Source organism: Cohnella silvisoli, from assembly GCF_021190915.1.
In the GTDB taxonomy this organism is placed as follows: Bacteria; Bacillota; Bacilli; order Paenibacillales; family Paenibacillaceae; genus Cohnella; species Cohnella silvisoli.
Genome location: NZ_JAIOAP010000005.1, coordinates 101,238 through 118,669, shown reverse-complemented (window position 1 = coordinate 118,669; position 17,432 = coordinate 101,238). Strand labels below are relative to the sequence as shown.

The following is a 17,432-nucleotide window of genomic DNA, read 5'->3' as shown; positions in this document are numbered from 1 at the left end:
AACTAAGGAGGCAATAAAATGGTGAGGATTAGTTTGCGTTTTAGGAAAGTTATAGCTGTTGCCATGATTTTCGGCCTCATTTTGTCGTCGTTCAACACTGCTTTTGCAAATCCAACCTCTTCTAATGGCCAGAACAATCAAAATGGCCAGAACAACCAAAACGGCAAGCAAATTGTCAAAAAGGGTGTAGCCCAAGCTGTAGTCATCGTTGCGCAAGATGCAAGTGAACAAACTTCTGCGTCGGCGGACACGCTTGTCCAGTATATCGCCAAGTCCACCGGTGCGACATTGCCGGTGATGACCGAAGCCGAATTTATCGCGGCGAAAGGTAAAAATAACAATTGGGTACGCATCTATGTAGGAACGACCGCCTCGGGCGGGGACCCGCACATTACGGGCCTGCTTGCCGGCCTGCTTGAAGATGGTTACGTCATTCATCCGCACGGGAAAAACGTAACGATCATTGGACCTACGGATGTCGGAACGGAATTCGGCGTCTATGAATTTCTGGAGCGATACGTCGGCGTGCGGTGGTTAATGCCGGGAGAGGACGGTGAATATGTTCCGCAGCATGCGGATTTATACGCCCCTAAACAGGATGTAAAGGATGAACCTGTCTACTTGTCGCGGGTGCTCTACCCGCTGCAGTATACGACCGAGGCAGGCAGCAACCCGACGATTCACGAATGGGGCGTCCGCAACCGGCTTCGCCTTCAGAATGGCGGCTGGGAGCATTATGTATGGCGCATGTTTCCGCCGAGCGTATATGCCCAAACGCATCCGGAGTACTATTCGCAGAAAAATGGAGTGCCCTATATTCCCGGCGTTAACTGGGGCTGGCAACCATGTTACAGCAACCCGGATACGGTGCAAGTGGCCGTCGATTGGATCGTGGACTATTTCGCGAACAATCCGAATGAACCGTCCGTATCGCTCGCGGTTAATGACAATGGTGCATTTTGCGAGGAAAATCCGAATCATCCGAACTATACTAACAAGCGCAATTCACTGGGTCTGACCGACATGTCGGATATTTATTATGCATGGGTGAATAAAGTCGTGGAAAAAGTGCTTCAGCATGAAGGGCTTAAGGACAAATGGTTCGGCTTGCTCGCCTATCAAGAAGTCTATGATCCGCCTTCCTTTTCGCTGCACGAACGTGTTGTTCCGTACTTGACTAAAGACAGGATGGCCTGGTCCGATCCCGAAGTCCAAGCGAAAGATCAGGCCATTATGGATGCATGGAAGCTGAAGGCGGCCAATCTCGGGTTCTATGATTACACGTACGGCGTACCGTATGCGCTGCCTCGCGTCTACAACAACGTGATGGCGGACATGTTCCGGAAAGGCGCGGATAACAAGGCGGTCGCCTATTTCTCGGAGACGAACCCGAACGTTGGGGAGGGACCGAAAACGTGGCTCATGTCCAAGCTTCTATGGAATCCCGATCAGGATGTCGATGCCTTGCTGAACGAATGGTACACGCGCGCGGTCGGCGCCGAAGCTGCGCCGTACTTGAAGGCTTACTACGACCATTGGAACGATTTCTGGGAAAACCGAATCAAACAATCAGGGTGGTTCGAAGGACGAAAGAACACGACGTACTTGAATTTCGCCTCGGCCTCCTATCTGTCTCTCGTAACGGATGAAGAGATTGCGCAGAGCCGGGTCTTGCTGGAAACGGCGTTGGATAAGGCCGTGACGGTTCAGCAAAAGAAACGGGCGAGCCTATTGCTTCGCGCCTTCGAGTATTATGAAGCGTCTGCGCTCAGCTATCCGAAAGCGGTAGAGCCGCTGAACAACGATACTGAAGCGCTCGCATTGCTTAATGATGCCGTTAATTTCGAGTACAGAATGGATTACGCGAAGAAGAGGCAGACGTTGCTCAACGAGTATAAGGACGATCCTGTTTTGAAACATAGTCCTTACTTTGATATGAATGCATTTAAGCTCCTCTGGTCAGGCCTGAATGCAAGCGCGTTCTGGGAGCTGGTTGCTTATATCAAAGCGGATGGGTCAATGGATGGCTTGGTCAGGAATAAAGTGGAGGAATTAGCTTCGACGGGGCAGTCGCCAACCATTATTAATTATGCGAAATTGCTGCTTCGAGCGGTAGACGAGGGGCCGAATAATCTAAACTCTTCCTTTGAAGCAGCCGGCGACCCCGCTGACAGCAAAGTGACGGCAGCAGACTGGAATGCGAATATCCTTAATTTCGGCAAGTTCGAACGGAAAGAATATTCTCTCGGATCGGACGAAGTCAGCTCGGGGAATGCAAGCATCTATGTACACAATTTCTATTACGGCGACATCAATCAGACCGTTTCCGCTCAATCGGGATTAGTGATTGCCCGGCTCAAATATTTCGTCTCCGATGACATCGTCTCCGTCGGCGATATTTGGCTGGAGCTGAACCTCCTAGACGAGAACGGTCAGAAGCTGGCGACATTAAAGAGCGATCAGCAGCCTTTCTTCAATTCTATGGGACGATGGGAAGACATCCAGATCATGGATGTCATTCCGAGCAAGGTAAATGGAGTGCCGGTCAAAAGCGTTAGCATGTCGGCTACCGTAAACGGGTTTTTCGAGGGCGGTACGTTATATCTGGACGATTTCGAGCTGTATCAAGCGAATGATCCAAGCGAAGTGCCGTTGTTGGCTTCGGCCGAAGGCGAGAATGGCACACTGCGGGCCGTGTTTAGCAAAGCGCCGGAGCAAGCGCCTATCGCTCAGGATTTCACTGTAAAACGGATGGACGACGGGAATACGGTGACTCCGACCAACGTTCAGTGGGATGCCGCAACGCTTACGGCTACGCTGACCGTGCCGACTTTGTCGCCGCAGCCATGGGAGCAAAGCGTCGTTTATGAAATCACGTACGGCAGCGAAGAACTCATTCGCACGAATCCTGTTGCCGTCGCCCGGCAGGCAGGCTATACATCGATATTGACCAACTCTACCTTCGAACAGTGGACGAACGGAGCCCCTAATGGCTGGTGGCTTTGGGGTGAAGGGTTTGCGCTTTCGGATACCATCAAGCGGAGCGGTCAATACGGTGTTGTACTGAACGGACACAGCAGTCCTGCCTCAGGGCCGGTTCAAGACTTGGCCAGCATTGAACCTGGTCATTATGTCGGCGTGTTCCACTTCCTGGCTTCAGCGCAGACAACGGGAACTTTGAAATATTTGTTTGTATTAAAGGATGCGACGGGCACGAATATTTATGCCATCCCGGCAACGGCCGTACCGGCGGCAACGTCGAACGGCAAATGGAAGACAGTCTCGCTGGAGCTCGACGTGGAATCGCAGTATAACGGCGTACCGGTCGCAGGCGCCCAGTTGCTGATCCTTTCGGAAAATATCCAAACAGGCACCAAACTCTATTATGATGACGTGGAATTAATCCGCCAGGATTGACGAACGGTATAAACCTTTTCATAATCGCCAAAGCCCGGTTAGCAGGGCTTTGGCGATTATATTTAATGAACAGCGAGGGGAAATAAAATGATCCGAGATTTAGACCTTAAGCAGGCTTGTTGCATTCACGTTATCGAACAGGGTAATCAGACAATTCATTTTGCCGCACAAGAATTAGTTCGTTATTTAGAAGAGATTTCGGATTGCGAAGTTACTTTCATAAGAGCGGAACAATACGACCAGAGTGGGGAGGGCTTATGGATTGGATTACCGGGTAACTTTCCGCATGCTCCATTCTCTGTCAACGAACAGGAAGATTACGATGACGCGATATGGATCGAGGTATCTCGTGGACAAGGAATCATTAGCGGGGCAAATCCACGCAGCATTCTGCTCGCGGTCTATCGCTTTCTGACTGAATTGGGCTGCAGATGGGTGAGGCCGGGAGCAGACGGCGAATATTTACCGAAAGCGGATGTCGGATCTTTCTCGGTAAACGTATATGAACAGGCTTCTTATCGGTACAGGGGGATTTGTATTGAAGGGGCGGTCAGCCTTGAACATGTGACCGATATGATCGATTGGATGGCCAAAGTTGGATTCAACAGCTATTTTATTCAATTCAGAGAAGCTTATTTTTTCTTCGAACGATGGTACAACCACTTAAACAATCCTCTTAAGCGTCCGACTGGACATTTTAATGTAGAAGCGGCAAGAGCATACATTGCTGCGGTGAAGAAAGAGATTCAGAAAAGAGGGATGATTTATCAAGCTGTGGGACATGGGTGGACATGCGCGCCATTTGGCATCCAAGGGTTAAGCTGGGAGAAGTGGGAGCAAGAGGTGGGTCCTGAAATTACTCAGTATTTCGCACAGGTGGACGGCAAACGCGAATTATGGGAAGGCGTTCCTATCAATACGGAGCTGTGTTATTCCAATTCGGAAGCCCGCAGTAAAATGATTGATGAAATCATTCTCTATGCATCCTTGCATCCGGAGGTCGACTTGCTGCATGTTTGGTTGTCGGACGGCTTCAACAATCAATGCGAGTGCGAAAATTGCGTTGCAGCGTCACCTTCCGACTTGTATGTGAGGTTACTGAATGAACTGGATGATGGCCTGACTGCTCAAGGCATTAACACTCGTATTGCATTTCTAATTTACCATGAATTGCTGTGGCCCCCCGAGTATGAAAAGTTCATCAATCCCGACCGTTTTGTGATGCAATTCGCCCCGATAACCCGTTCATACCGGCAATCTTTCGCATCGACGGAAAGTGTTCCCCATGTTCCGCCGTTTTTCAGAAATAAGGTAGAGCTACCGCAAACCGTGGAGGGAAACGTTAGTTTTCTTAAGGCATGGCAGGGCCGGTTCCAAGGCGACAGCTTCGATTTTGATTATCATTTCATGTGGGCTCATCAAATGGATCCCGGTTATGTCCGCATCTCCCGACTGGTGCACGAGGATATCCGTCATTTGCATCGGATCGGTCTAAACGGTTTTGTCAGTTGTCAGGTTCAGCGTTCCTTCTTTCCAAATGGCCTAGGCATGACGGCGATGGCCCGAACATTATGGAATAGAGAGCTAAGCTTCAGGGAGATAGCGGAGGATTATTATGCGAGCGCCTATGGGGAAGATGGTCCTCTATGCTTGAATTATGCGGAGGAGCTGTCGGAATTGTATTTCGAACTTAATCTGTCTATGGCGTTCGATCGGAGTGAGAGAGATCGGAATTCACATTTTCCAAGCATCATTTCACTAATTGATCAATTCAAGAATGTTATCGATAAAAACATTCAGCATGCAAACCCATGTCACGCCGTTTCATGGAGACATCTTGAGATACATGCAAGGATTTGGACGGAGATGACGCGTGGATTGGAACTGCTATTTAGAGGAGAAGACGAACAAGCTCATGGCCTATGGGAAAGCGTGAAAGCAAAGGTATGGGAACAAGAGGAAACCTGTCACCGCGTATTCGATGCGTACAATTTTGTCGGTGTATTCGACTGGATATTCACTGGAAAAACATTGTAATTTAGCATTGACACGGACAACCCAAACTCATTATATTAAACATAATACATTATATATAATTTAGAGACAGGAAGGAGTGCTATCGAAAAACCTAATTAATATTTTCTTCCAGAAACAAATAGAACAAGGAGAAAACCTATGGATGCATTAGTCAATAAACAATCTTTCATCGGATTACCGGACTGTACATGGTTATACAGCGGAGCAGAGGTTCCTCCGCATCAAGGCTGTCTGGATGCGGTAGCGGAGTATTTCAATTATCGGGCAAAAGGTCCGAAAGGACGCATTAGAAACGCTGAAGTCGAACAATCCTGCAAAGTTAATATAGCGAGCTTGTTAAACGGCAAGCCTTCCGATATTGCTTTGTTATCCAATTCATCAGAAGTGATTTCCATGATTGCGCATTCGTTAGATTTCAAAGAGGGCGATAATGTCGTGATCAACGATTTGGAATTTCCATCGGGTGTTCTGCCTTGGGTTTTGCTGAGGAAGATGGGCTTGGAGGTTCGCGTCGTTCACCATACGAACTGGCAGGTTACAGTAGAAGACATCATGGCGCAAGTGGATGATCGTACGAGATTGGTCATGACAAGTCATGTGAGCTACTTGACCGGAGCAAGATTGGATTACCGCTCCTTATATGCGTTGCTTAAACATACCGGGACGCTGCTATTTCTCGATGCGACGCAGTCGCTTGGCGCGATACCGGTCGACATGAACGACTCCGACTTTGTTGTGTGCAGCTCCTACAAGTGGCTGCTTTCCACGCACGGCATGGGAATACTCGCCATAAATCCTGCGCGTACGGCAGATTTCCAACCTCGCGCAGTCGGATGGAGAAGTGTAACCGATATGTTCGGTCCGGATCGTTTTGAATCGTTTGCGTTCCATGAAGATGCCCGCCGATTCGAACTGGGTTTTCCGAGTTATCCGACGGTATACGCAGCCAACTTCTCAACGGGTTTGCTGCTGGAGCAAGGAATCGATCGGATTGAACAGCATATTTTGAAACTTGGCGGAATGGTGATCGAGCGGCTTCTTGATCGCGGTTATGAAGTGATGACGCCGGTAGAACCTGGCAGAAGAGCAGGCAACATCAGTGTCGTTTCCGAACATGGAGAAGCCATTGCCAATCATTTAAGCGAACATAATATTTATGTGTGGGGCGGGGACGGAAGGTTTAGGATATCCGTTCATTTGTTCAACGATGAAGAGGATATCAACAATTTGTTCCGCGAGTTGGGAACCTATAAGAAGTAGATGCCTCATATTTTTATGAGTGGGATGGAGGTTAGCCGGTGAAAGCTTTGGTGTGGAGCGCGGCGGAAAGAATGGATTGGGAAGATCGGGAGCGGCCTGTTCCCGGGGATAATGAAGTCCTTGTACGTATAGAGGCTGTCGGAATATGCGGATCGGAAATCGAAGGCTATTTGGGGCATAACAGTCTTCGTAAACCCCCATTGATTATGGGACACGAGTTTTGCGGCGTTGTAGAGCAGGTTGGCAACCCTGAGAACAAAGCTTTAATCGGCAGGAAAATCGTCGTTAACCCATTGCTCTATTGCGGCAAATGCGATCGTTGCCGGAAAGGGTTAACCCAACTGTGCGAAAGCAGAAAAATTATCGGCATTCATCAACCCGGTGCGTTCGCGGAGTGGGCGATCGTTCCCGCTTCAGCAGCCATCGAGGTGCCTGAATCGATGAGCTCGTTTCGCGCTGCGCTTGCGGAACCGCTGGCTTGTTCGCTTCGGGCGACTCGGCGTGCGATGGAAAGGCATCCTTTCGTGAATGTCGTCGTCTTCGGCGCTGGCGGCATCGGCTTGCTCTGCGCGATGACAGCCGCGCTGCTTGGAGCATCGAAAGTTATGATAGCGGATACCAATCAGGATAGATTGGCGATGAGCGGAAGCATTGGCATTAATGAGACGGCTAACGTACGCGAGGACAACTTGGAAGAGCGGGCCAAGCAAGTATTCGGTCCGAAAGGAATAGATGTCGTTATTGATGCCGCGGGGTTTCAACCGACGAGAGAAGCGGCCATAAAGCTGCTGAATCCCGGCGGAACTTTAATGAATATTGGATTGGGCATCGACGAAACGGTACTGCCGATTAATCATACGATACGCAGTGAAATTGAGATCTTGGGTTCGTTCTGCTATTCGCGCCAGGATTTTCAAGATGCTGTAGATTTATTGATCGCCGGAAAAATTACGGAGCAGGGTTGGACTGAAATTCGGCCGCTTTCCGAAGGATTCCAAGCATTTGCACAATTGGTCGCAGGCAAAGTAACCAACGGCAAAATTTTATTGCAGCCCTGACTCGATTGCCCTTTACCATCGTGTAAGGTTCCTATGCTATCTTATATATAAGGTATAATACAATATATAGGAAAATTAATCGCGATGGAAAGTGGGTATGGACAATGAAGGAACCGATAACGAGACAAACCTTTTTGGAAAAGCAAAGTATGAGCGTAGATCTGGCCGAGTTTATCAAGCAGCAAATTCTCGATGGGCAGCTTAATCCCGGCGATCGGATCGTGGAGACGAAGGTAGCGAAAGAACTCGGAATCAGCCAGACGCCGGTCCGGGAGGCGATCCGCCAGCTGTCAGGCGAGGGGATCATTACCATTGTACCTAATAGGGGACCGATGGTCCGAACGTTCGACATGAAAGATATTTTCGAAGTGTATTCTCTTCGTTCTATGTTAGAAGGGCTTGCGATTCGTTTGGCTGTTCAGCATGCGACCGATGAGGATATCGAAGAACTGGTGCAATTTTTAGCGGATATGAAGAGAAAGTGCGCGGATGACACGGTAGATTCTCTGCTCCAAGAATCCTCCTATATTCATCAGAGCATTATCCGCTTGTCCCAACATTCCCGGTTGAGCGCAAGCTATAATTCCATTACGTTTCACATCTCGCTTGCCGGGCGAATTTTGGGGCGGGTATCGACGAAGCAGAAGGAAGTCGACCAGCATGCCGAACTGATCGATGCGCTTGTACGCCGCGATCCCGATCATGCGGAGAAAGTGATGCGCAAGCATATTTTACGTTCCTTTAACGAATTCCGGAAGTTGCCCGAGGCTAAGGATTGGGTTTACGACGATATCGATTGGTTGTAGGAGGGAGAAGCATGGAATCATCGGCGATTGAAGGCGCGGCGCACCCCGCGGTGCGGATATTGGACGATCTGCTGCGAATTCAAAGCGTCAATCCGCATTACGGGGAGGATGCTCGAGGCGAGCGGGACGTTGCCGATTATATAGAAACTCGGTTGCTTAAGGCGGGGTTAAAGGTCACCCGGCAGCCGGTTGCCGAAGGCCGCGACAATATTATCGCGGAATTGCGAGTAGGCAAGCCCGAGTCGGCTTTGCTGTTCGAGGCGCATATGGATACCGTATCGATCGGGAGCATGGAAAATGCGCTAATTCCGGCCTACCGCGATGGCAGGCTGTATGGAAGAGGCGCGTGCGACACGAAAGGCGCATTGGCGGGAATGATCCATATGATGGAGCGCTGCGCACTGCATCAGGAGCTTCTGAACGCGGACCTTGTCTTCTGCGCTTCAGTCGATGAAGAGTACGCTTTCCAGGGACTTACAGCTTTCATGTCGCTAGATATTCCGGTGTCGGGCGCCGTTGTTGGCGAACCGACGGAGCTTGGCGTCGTAGTCGAGCATAAAGGCTGCGCTCGCTTTTCCGTGCAGACGCACGGCAAAGCCGCTCACAGCTCTGTTCCGCATAAAGGAGACAACGCCATCTATGCGATGATGGACGTTGTTCGCCATGTGCGGGATCGGGTGGAGCCTCAGTTGGCACACATCGGCAGCGAGCTGTGCGGGAGTCCGACCATCGTCGTGAGTACCGTTAACGGAGGCAGTCAGATCAATATCGTTCCGGAAACGTGCGAAATCCGCGTGGATCGGCGCATCGTTCCCGGTGAAACACCTGAACAAGTGCTGTCCGCGTTCGAGCGCGAGTTGAAGGAAACGCTGCCTAATGCGCGGATTTCCATCGAACCTCTACTGTTGGACCCTGCGCTAAACACGCCGCATGGAGCCGCGGTTGTTCTTGCGGCGCAGAGCGTCGCCAGCTCTCTCGGCTTGAGCCCATCGCTATGCGGCGTATCTTACGGCAGCAATGCCAGCAAGCTGCAGGCATGGAAAGGGATTCCGTCCATCGTGTATGGTCCGGGTTCGATCGATCAGGCGCACTCCGCAGAAGAATATGTTCCGGTCGTGGAGGTTGTGCAGGCGGCCGAGTTTTACTATCAATTGGCTTGCAGCTACAAAGGCAACCAAAAGGAGAGAGACCGACTGTGAAAAAGGAAATCATACGCACGGATAAAGCACCGAAGCCAAGCGGTGCCTATTCTCAAGCCGTTAAACTGGGCGACATGGTTTACGTAGCTGGAACATGCCCGTTCGATATCGCTACGGGAGAGGTGCTGTACCCGGGAGATATGGCGCGGCAAACGCGTGTCGTTCTCGAATATATGCAAGAAATCTTACAGGCAGCCGGCACTTCGCTGGATAATGTGGTAAAAGTGACTTCATTTATCGATGAACTGAATGATTTCGCGGCATACAACGAAGTGTACGGGAGCTTCTTCCAAGTCGAGCCGCCTGCGCGCAGCACATTCGAGATCGTCAAATTCCCTCCCGGCATGCGCGTAGAAATTGAATGCATCGCCTATATCCCTTCATGATCAAGGTTGATGAAGGTATCTATATGGTCGGCAGCGGCAAGTATGGCATCCAATTGAGCGATCCGATGGATTGCAACGTCTATGTGCTTGACGGAGGGAACGGAGAATACGCCTTAATCGATGCAGGCGGAGGCTTAGAGCCGGAGCGGATCGCGGCGAATATCGAACGCATCGGCATCTCTCCGGCGCAAATCCGGTATTTGCTCCTTACCCACGGGCATGGCGACCATGCGGCCGGCGCCGCTTATTTTCACCGTGAATACGGGATGCAGGTCGTAACTTCAAAGGAAATCATGCCTTGGATCGAACGGGGAGACCGGGATAAGGTAAGCATTACGGCGGCGGTAAGAGCGGGTGTGTATCCGATGGATTACGAATTTCCACCCTGTCCGGTGGCACGGGACGTTCGGGACAATGAGGAAATCGTCATCGGTAACGCCGTGCTGAAAGTGATCGATACGCCTGGCCATGCGCGGGGTCACATTGCTTTTCTGCTAGAGAGGGACGGAAAGAAGCAGTTGTTCGGCGGCGATTCCGTATTTGCGGGAGGAAAAGTCGTTATCCAGAATGTCTGGGATTGCATCATACCCGAATATGCCGATACATTGGCCAAGCTGCATAAGCTCGGTATCGACAGCTTGTTCCCCGGACACGGCGCTTTTGTGTTAACTGAAGCTTGGAAGCATATTGATAAAGCGCATGTTTGCTTCGAACGGTTGGATGTACCTCCGAATTTATAGATAGGGAGATGGAGACGAATGAATAAAGTGAGAGTGGGGATTCTCGGCCTGGGCAGATGGGGCATGTGTCATCTGGAAGCTTATAGCTCGCTTGGGCAAGCGGAAGTTGTCGCCATATGCGACAGTTCGCCCGAACGGTTGGAACGGGCCGGGAAGGAATACGGAGTCGCAAACCTTCATATAAACGCCGATGATCTGCTGCAGCGTGAAGATATCGATTTAATCAGCGTGGTGACGTTCGAGAGCCAGCATCTGGAGCCGACATTGAAAGCGCTGCAATCCGGCAAGCATGTCCTTGTGGAGAAACCGGTAACGACCCGGACCGACGAAGCAAAGGCGATGCAAGCCGCCGCTGCCGAAAGCGGCCGCTTGCTGATGCCTGGGCATCTGCTCCGGTTCGATCCTCGTTATGCCGCGATTAAAGAAGCGGTTCAATCGGACCGCGTCGGTACGCCGATCAGCATGTACATGAAACGGTCGCGGGAGCGCTATTTATTCGAAACTTTTCAACGGGTGCATACGGTATTCGAACTGATGATTCATGATATCGATTTGGCCATCTGGTATGCCGGATGCCGCGTCAGAAACGTGAAAGCTTATGGGAAATCCGTTTCCGGCGCCGCCTCTCCGGAAGTGCTGTGGGCGAACCTTGAATTCGAGAACGGAGCAATCGCCGTGCTGCACAGCAATTGGATGACGCCGAATGAAGCGGGGGTCGAAATCGCGGATGCGATCGAAGTGATCGGACAGAGCGGGACCGCCCACTTCGAAACGAGCGACTCGGGTTTCCAAATATGGAACAGCGGAGGCAGGTTGACGCCGGATATGAACATTCATGCGAAATTGCATGGACAATCGGTCGGGTGCTTGCGGGAGCAGCTGACCTATATATGCCGCTGTATTTCACGGGGAGAAGAACCGGGCGTTATCTCTTTTGCCGATGCCGTTCATGGCGTTGAAGTCGCCGATGCGATTGTGGCCTCTTGTGCGACGGGACGAGAGATCGCAATAGGAGAGACGATAACGAAATGATCATAATGAGGTGCAAGAAATGAAATTGCTTACGTTTGCAACGGAAGATGGTTTACGGCTAGGCGTTAAGACCGATTCTGGTGTCGTGGAAATTCCTGCAGCGGACGGTTGGCCTCGAACGATGGAAGCTCTGATCGCCGGGGGCGCCCCGGTGATCAAGCAAGTGAACCAGCACGTACAGAGCGCAGTGGAAGCCGGCAATCTGCTTAGCGAAGAAGATTTGACATTCGGCCCATGCGTTCCCCAACCGGGGAAAATCATTTGCGTCGGTTTGAATTATCGCGAGCATGCCGCGGAGTCCAACATGAGCATTCCGGAATTCCCCGTTCTGTTCAATAAGTTCAACAATTCCATCGCTGCTCATGGCCAAACGATTCCGCTGCCTTCTTCCGTAAAGGAAGGGGATTACGAAGCGGAGCTTGTGATCGTGATTGGCCAGACGTCGAGCAAAGTTTCCAAAGACGAGGCGCTGAAGCGCGTATTCGGTTATTGCATCGCCAATGACCTGTCATCCAGAGATTTGCAGTTCAGAACGAATCAATGGCTGCTCGGCAAAAGCCTGGATCACTTCTGTCCGATCGGTCCGTACTTGGTTACGTCGGACGAGGTCGGTGATCCGAACCGTCTGGAGATCGGTTGCCGCTTGAACGGGGAAGTCCGGCAGCAATCCAATACGTCGGACATGATTTTTTATTGCGACGAATTGGTTAGTTATATTAGCGAATATATCACTCTGAGCCCGGGAGACATCATCCTGACCGGAACGCCGCAAGGTGTAATCTTCGGTTATCCGCCGGAGAAGCGTATATGGCTGAAGGACGGGGACGAGATCGTCGTGGAGATTAGCAAGCTGGGCAGTTTGAAAAACCGGATCCGGAACGCATAAATCGGAATGATGGGGGATTCGCAATGATTCTTGAGCTCCTAACGGATGTAGATAAGAAGGCGCTGGCTTTACCGCATTTTCCTACACGCTTGCAGGCCGTCATTTGGCGTAACTGGGGGATGGTGCCGGTCGATCGGCTCGCCGAGGTGCTGGGCGCCACCGGAGCGCAAATTGTAGAAACAGCAACAGAATTGGGGCTTGATGAACCGACGTCTAAAATTGAAGCGAAATGGCTTGAAAGAGGATATATTACGATTATCCGCGCCAACTGGCATCTGCTCCCCTATGAGCAGCTTCTTCAACTGCTGGGATGGACGGAGGAGCGACTGGCTTTCACTTTGAAAGAGGACGATTTTCTGTGGATCAAGCTGGGCAGCATCAAGCCTTGGACGGAGCCGGTCCGATACCGGCCATTGAATGCGGAGGAGCTAGCTAAGACGCTGCAAATCCGAGAAACGATCGCTGCCCATTTCGGCGAACTGCGTGCCAGGGTGTCCGCTCAAGATGAAAGGTTCGAACAACCTTTCGATTTTCTTGAGCAATACCGAGAGCCAACGGAAAGGGACCGGGCTCCTGCGAGGAAACCGGATCCGGGAGAGCTAAGGCTGGACATTCCGTGGACCATCGAAGCGCCGCAAGGAAAACCCAATCTGGAATCGGCATTGGAACGATTCGTATCTAAGCATGAGCTGAACTGGGGAACCAAATGGGCCATTCAATATGGTCATGCGTTGTCTCCAACAGGAACAGAGGAACATAGGCCGGTCATGCGATTCGAAATCGTGCCGGATTCGTCTCAGCCTGCAGAGAGCCACACGATTTCAGTCGGTAAGGATGCCATTATGATTCGGGCCGCTACTGAAGCCGGCATTATGCAGGGGCTGCAATGGCTTGCCGGGCAAATGCGGAAACGCCGGGTACCCTATGTTATCGCAGGCGAGTATCGGCGGACTTCGAAAATCGATGTGCGCATTATTTACTCCTATAGCGCTGTATACGGGGATCCTCTTCTGACACCCGAGCTGGATCCTTACCCGGACGAACTTTTAGAAAGACTCTCCGACGCGGGAGTTAACGGGATTTGGCTGCAAAGCGTTCTATATAACCTCGTTCCGTTGCATTCGTTGGAGCATTTGTCCGTCGATTGGGAGAAGCGAATTGTCGGGCTGCGTCGTCTCGTGGAACGATCGGCGAAATACGGAATCGGCGTTTACTTGTACTGCAATGAGCCCCGTACGATGCCTGTATCTTTTTTTGCCGATAAGCCGGATTGGCAGGGTCATACGGAGGACGGCCAAGCGACGTTATGCACGTCCCAGCCGGGTGTGCAGAAGCTATTACGCGAAGGGATAGCCCGTCTGTTTCGAGAAGTACCCGATCTAGCCGGTCTGTTTACGATTACGATGTCGGAAAATTGGACGAATTGTTATTCCCGTGCGGTCGGCGGCCGAACGAATTGTCCGCGCTGCAGCCAGCGAAAGCCTAGCGAAGTGGTAGCGGAAGTGGTCGGACTCATAGCGGAAGGAGCATTCAGCGTAAAGCCTGACGCGCGTATTCTTAGCTGGACGTGGGGATGGGTTCAGGAGCTGGGATGGACGGAAAATGAAAGATTATCCGCGATCGAAAGACTTCCGGATAACGTTATCGTCATGTCCACCAGCGAGGAAGCGATACCCACGAACATCGCCGGCGTGCAGGGACAAGTGATCGATTATTCCATATCCGTTGTCGGACCGGGCGAGAAGTCGCTGCAAAACTGGCGTGCAGCTAACGCGCGAGGGCTGAAGACTGCGGCTAAGGTGCAATTCAATAACACATGGGAGTGCTCGGCGGTTCCGTTCTTGCCCGTGTTCCAGTTGATCGAGGAGCATCTGGCCCGCCTGAACGAATCCGGGGTTAGCGGCTTGTTGCTGAGTTGGACCTTGGGCGGGTATCCTTCCCTCAATTTGGAGCTGGCAGCCGAATACTACTGGGATACCGATACCGGAACGAAGTCAGGCATTCGCGAGCTGCTGTCGGATAAATTCGGAAGCGCGGCGGGGAAATCGATAGCCGATGCTTCGGCTGCGCTCAGCCAGGCATTTCAACAATTTCCTTTCGATCTGAACGTGGTTTATTTCGCGCCGCAAAATTTCGGTCCGGCCAACCTGCTCCATATGCAGCCGACCGGTTATGCAGCGACGATGATCGGTTTTCCGTATGATGATCTTGGAGCGTGGCGGGGAATTTATCCGGAAGCCGCTTTTGCCAAACAGTTCAAGAAGCTGGCGACAGGGTGGAAGAAGGGACTGCGGCTGCTGGAAAAAGCGCGGAAGAAGCTGCTTCCCGGAGCTGAACGAGAGTTTAATGACTTAATGACGGCCGCTTCCGCTGCTTATCTTCACTTTTACAGCACTTATTTGCAGATCGATTTCGTCATGACCCGCAACCGATATTTATCTGCGAGAAGCTTGCCCGCCAGGCTTAAAGCTTGCCGCAAGCTGATCGTTATCGTGAACGAAGAAGCGGATAACGCGCGGCGGTTGTACGAACTTGTCGTCCGAGATTCTCGCATCGGGTTTGAAGCAAGCAATCATTATTACTATACGGTTCAGGATTTGCAGGAAAAAGCTTTGAATTGCCATAGCATTCTAGAGGAGCTTCAGCAGGCTGAAGGGCAGATGGCAGCTGAAGGGCACACGTAAAGATTGTGAATTTTCTAAAGGGCAAATAAAAAGGGCGTTCTCTAAAGATTCCGCGAGGGTCTTAGGGATCAGCCCTTTTTATATAAAAGTAGAAAATGATCATCCCAAAGTAAAAAATAGTATACTGGTTCATAAGGAAAACTTTTTTTATAATCTCAATAAGAGAATAGAAATGAGGACACCACGATGAACTGGCGGATAAGCCGATTTTCCATTTTCACCAAGCTGGTGCTGGCATTTTTAATCGTAATTATTCCTCTCTACGTAATGACGCTGTTAATGAATAGGATGGGGACCGAGCAGAATAAGCGAGAGATATCAAAGTCTCTGGCTATTAAAGTGCACGGATATAGAGATAGCTTAGAGTACGAGATTCAACGGCTCATTGAACTGGAAAAGGACTATATCGTCGACTCGGATTTGCTGCAACTGAGCAAAGTTTACGAGGGAATGACCTATTACGAGCGGAATATCGCGGTTAACAACTTGCAGAAGCGGCTGCGTATTATGGGCTCCTCCAGCAAATATATTCGCGACACCCGGATCTACATTCCGTCTATCAACCGAACGGTGTCAGCATCGGATTATGGACCGGGAATCGCGGAGAATGAGTTCAACGCGTTTAACCGCGGAGCAGATCAGAAGCCTCTGATACATTGGGACGGAGGCTTATTTGTCAGTTATCCCTATGCTACGCTGCTGAGCGAAGGCAAGAAGATCGCTTTTATTATGGTGATTGAAATCGATCAGGAACAAATCCGGCAATCCATGAATGCGGCAATGAATGCGGACGGAAGCGGGGCGATGCTCGTCAGAAGCAACGAAATGATCGTGACCACCGGATCAAACGAAGATGCCGCAGCGGTTCTGCCTATTGCGAACGTGCAGCGGGAGTCCGGCACGAGCCCCTACACCGGCATCGTAAGAGGCCATTCCAGCAAGCTGCTCGCTGCAGCCGAATATTCTTCTTTTCTCGATACGGTGTTCGTGGCATATGTTCCCGAGAAGCTCATTTTGGGTCCCCTCAAACAATACGAACGATGGTTCTGGGCGATTTCTGCCATTTCCGTAATCGTAGTCGTCTTTTTTTCCTTTTGGATTTACCGTCTGATTCACAAACCGCTCGTCAAACTGATATTTGCGTTTCGCAAGGTGGAGGATGGTTACCTGTTTCTGTCGCTTCAGCCGAAACAACGAGACGAGTTCGGTTATTTGTATACGGCCTTTAATAACATGGTGCAGCGGCTCTCGACCCTGATTCAAGAAGTGTACGAAGAGAAAATCCGCTCCGGGCAAGCGGAATTGAAACGGCTGCAGTCGCAGATCAACCCGCATTTTCTGTTTAACAATCATTTTATACTTGCTAGATTAATCAAATCGCACGATCATGAAAACGCTTACCGTTTTGCCCAATATATGGGTGAGTATTTGCAATTCGTGACCCGCGATGCCCAAGCGGAGCTGTTGTTGGAGCGGGAGGTTAAGCATGCCCGGACCTACGTGGACATCCAGACGTTTTGTTTTGCCTCAAAGGTGCAAGTGCGATTTGATTCGCTTCCTGAGCCGTTGAATGGAGTTATTGTGCCTAGGCTTATTTTGCAGCCGGTTATTGAGAATGCGTACAAATACGTTTTCGAAAAAAGGTTGTCGGGGGGCACGCTCCATGTTCGATTTCCATACCATCAGGACGAAGAGGATATTGCCATCGTGGTGGAGGATGACGGCGACAGCCTGGATGACCAGGACATAGAGCATATGAACCGTCGTCTTAAAGAAACCGGAGACCGGATGGAAAGCACGGGACTTATCAATATTCACAGACGAATCCAAATCATGTACGGTCCAAAGTACGGACTTGTTTTCAATCGGAGCGAGCTTGGCGGCCTGAAGGTCGAAATCCGAATCGGCAAAACGAAAGGATGAAACG

At 50.8% G+C, this 17,432-nt stretch carries 12 protein-coding genes; all 12 read left to right on the top strand.

From position 1 onward, the window contains the following. Nucleotides 1–18: 18 nt before the first annotated feature. The 12 genes from K7P76_RS11630 (at nucleotide 19) to K7P76_RS11575 (ending at nucleotide 17,428) form a co-directional block, all read left to right on the top strand. Nucleotides 19–3,417, top strand: a complete 3,399-nt coding sequence (locus K7P76_RS11630) for a DUF4838 domain-containing protein (RefSeq protein ID WP_232185469.1) — start codon at nucleotides 19–21, stop codon at nucleotides 3,415–3,417. A gap of 87 nt (nucleotides 3,418–3,504) precedes the next feature. Further along, nucleotides 3,505–5,454 carry a DUF4838 domain-containing protein gene (locus K7P76_RS11625; RefSeq protein WP_232185468.1) on the top strand — a complete coding sequence of 650 codons (1,950 nt, stop codon included), beginning with the start codon at nucleotides 3,505–3,507 and terminating at the stop codon, nucleotides 5,452–5,454. 138 nt (nucleotides 5,455–5,592) lie between these two features. Beyond that, on the top strand, nucleotides 5,593–6,714 hold the full coding sequence (locus K7P76_RS11620) for an aminotransferase class V-fold PLP-dependent enzyme (protein WP_232185467.1): 1,122 nt from the start codon (nucleotides 5,593–5,595) through the stop codon (nucleotides 6,712–6,714). A gap of 38 nt (nucleotides 6,715–6,752) precedes the next feature. Continuing rightward, nucleotides 6,753–7,772 carry a zinc-dependent alcohol dehydrogenase gene (locus tag K7P76_RS11615; RefSeq protein ID WP_232185466.1) on the top strand — a complete coding sequence of 340 codons (1,020 nt, stop codon included), beginning with the start codon at nucleotides 6,753–6,755 and terminating at the stop codon, nucleotides 7,770–7,772. A gap of 104 nt (nucleotides 7,773–7,876) precedes the next feature. Next, complete coding sequence (locus K7P76_RS11610; protein ID WP_232185465.1) at nucleotides 7,877–8,578, top strand: GntR family transcriptional regulator; 702 nt, start codon at nucleotides 7,877–7,879, stop codon at nucleotides 8,576–8,578. An 11-nt stretch (nucleotides 8,579–8,589) separates the two neighbouring features. Continuing rightward, complete coding sequence (locus K7P76_RS11605) at nucleotides 8,590–9,777, top strand: M20 family metallopeptidase (protein ID WP_232185464.1); 1,188 nt, start codon at nucleotides 8,590–8,592, stop codon at nucleotides 9,775–9,777. Further along, the gene (locus K7P76_RS11600; RefSeq protein ID WP_232185463.1) at nucleotides 9,774–10,163 is read left to right on the top strand and encodes a Rid family detoxifying hydrolase; all 390 of its coding nucleotides are present in this window, start codon (nucleotides 9,774–9,776) and stop codon (nucleotides 10,161–10,163) included. Before K7P76_RS11605 ends, K7P76_RS11600 begins: the two co-directional genes overlap by 4 nt. A gap of 23 nt (nucleotides 10,164–10,186) precedes the next feature. Next, nucleotides 10,187–10,903 carry an MBL fold metallo-hydrolase gene (locus K7P76_RS11595; RefSeq protein ID WP_232185462.1) on the top strand — a complete coding sequence of 239 codons (717 nt, stop codon included), beginning with the start codon at nucleotides 10,187–10,189 and terminating at the stop codon, nucleotides 10,901–10,903. 18 nt (nucleotides 10,904–10,921) lie between these two features. Further along, on the top strand, nucleotides 10,922–11,935 hold the full coding sequence (locus tag K7P76_RS11590; RefSeq protein ID WP_232185461.1) for a Gfo/Idh/MocA family protein: 1,014 nt from the start codon (nucleotides 10,922–10,924) through the stop codon (nucleotides 11,933–11,935). Nucleotides 11,936–11,954: 19 nt separating this feature from the next. Further along, entirely contained in the window at nucleotides 11,955–12,821 is an 867-nt protein-coding gene (locus K7P76_RS11585) for a fumarylacetoacetate hydrolase family protein (RefSeq protein ID WP_232185460.1), read from the top strand. 23 nt (nucleotides 12,822–12,844) lie between these two features. Continuing rightward, entirely contained in the window at nucleotides 12,845–15,505 is a 2,661-nt protein-coding gene (locus K7P76_RS11580; RefSeq protein ID WP_232185459.1) for a glycoside hydrolase family 20 protein, read from the top strand. Between the two features lie 186 nt (nucleotides 15,506–15,691). Beyond that, on the top strand, nucleotides 15,692–17,428 hold the full coding sequence (locus tag K7P76_RS11575) for a sensor histidine kinase (RefSeq protein ID WP_232185458.1): 1,737 nt from the start codon (nucleotides 15,692–15,694) through the stop codon (nucleotides 17,426–17,428). Nucleotides 17,429–17,432 lie beyond the last annotated feature (4 nt).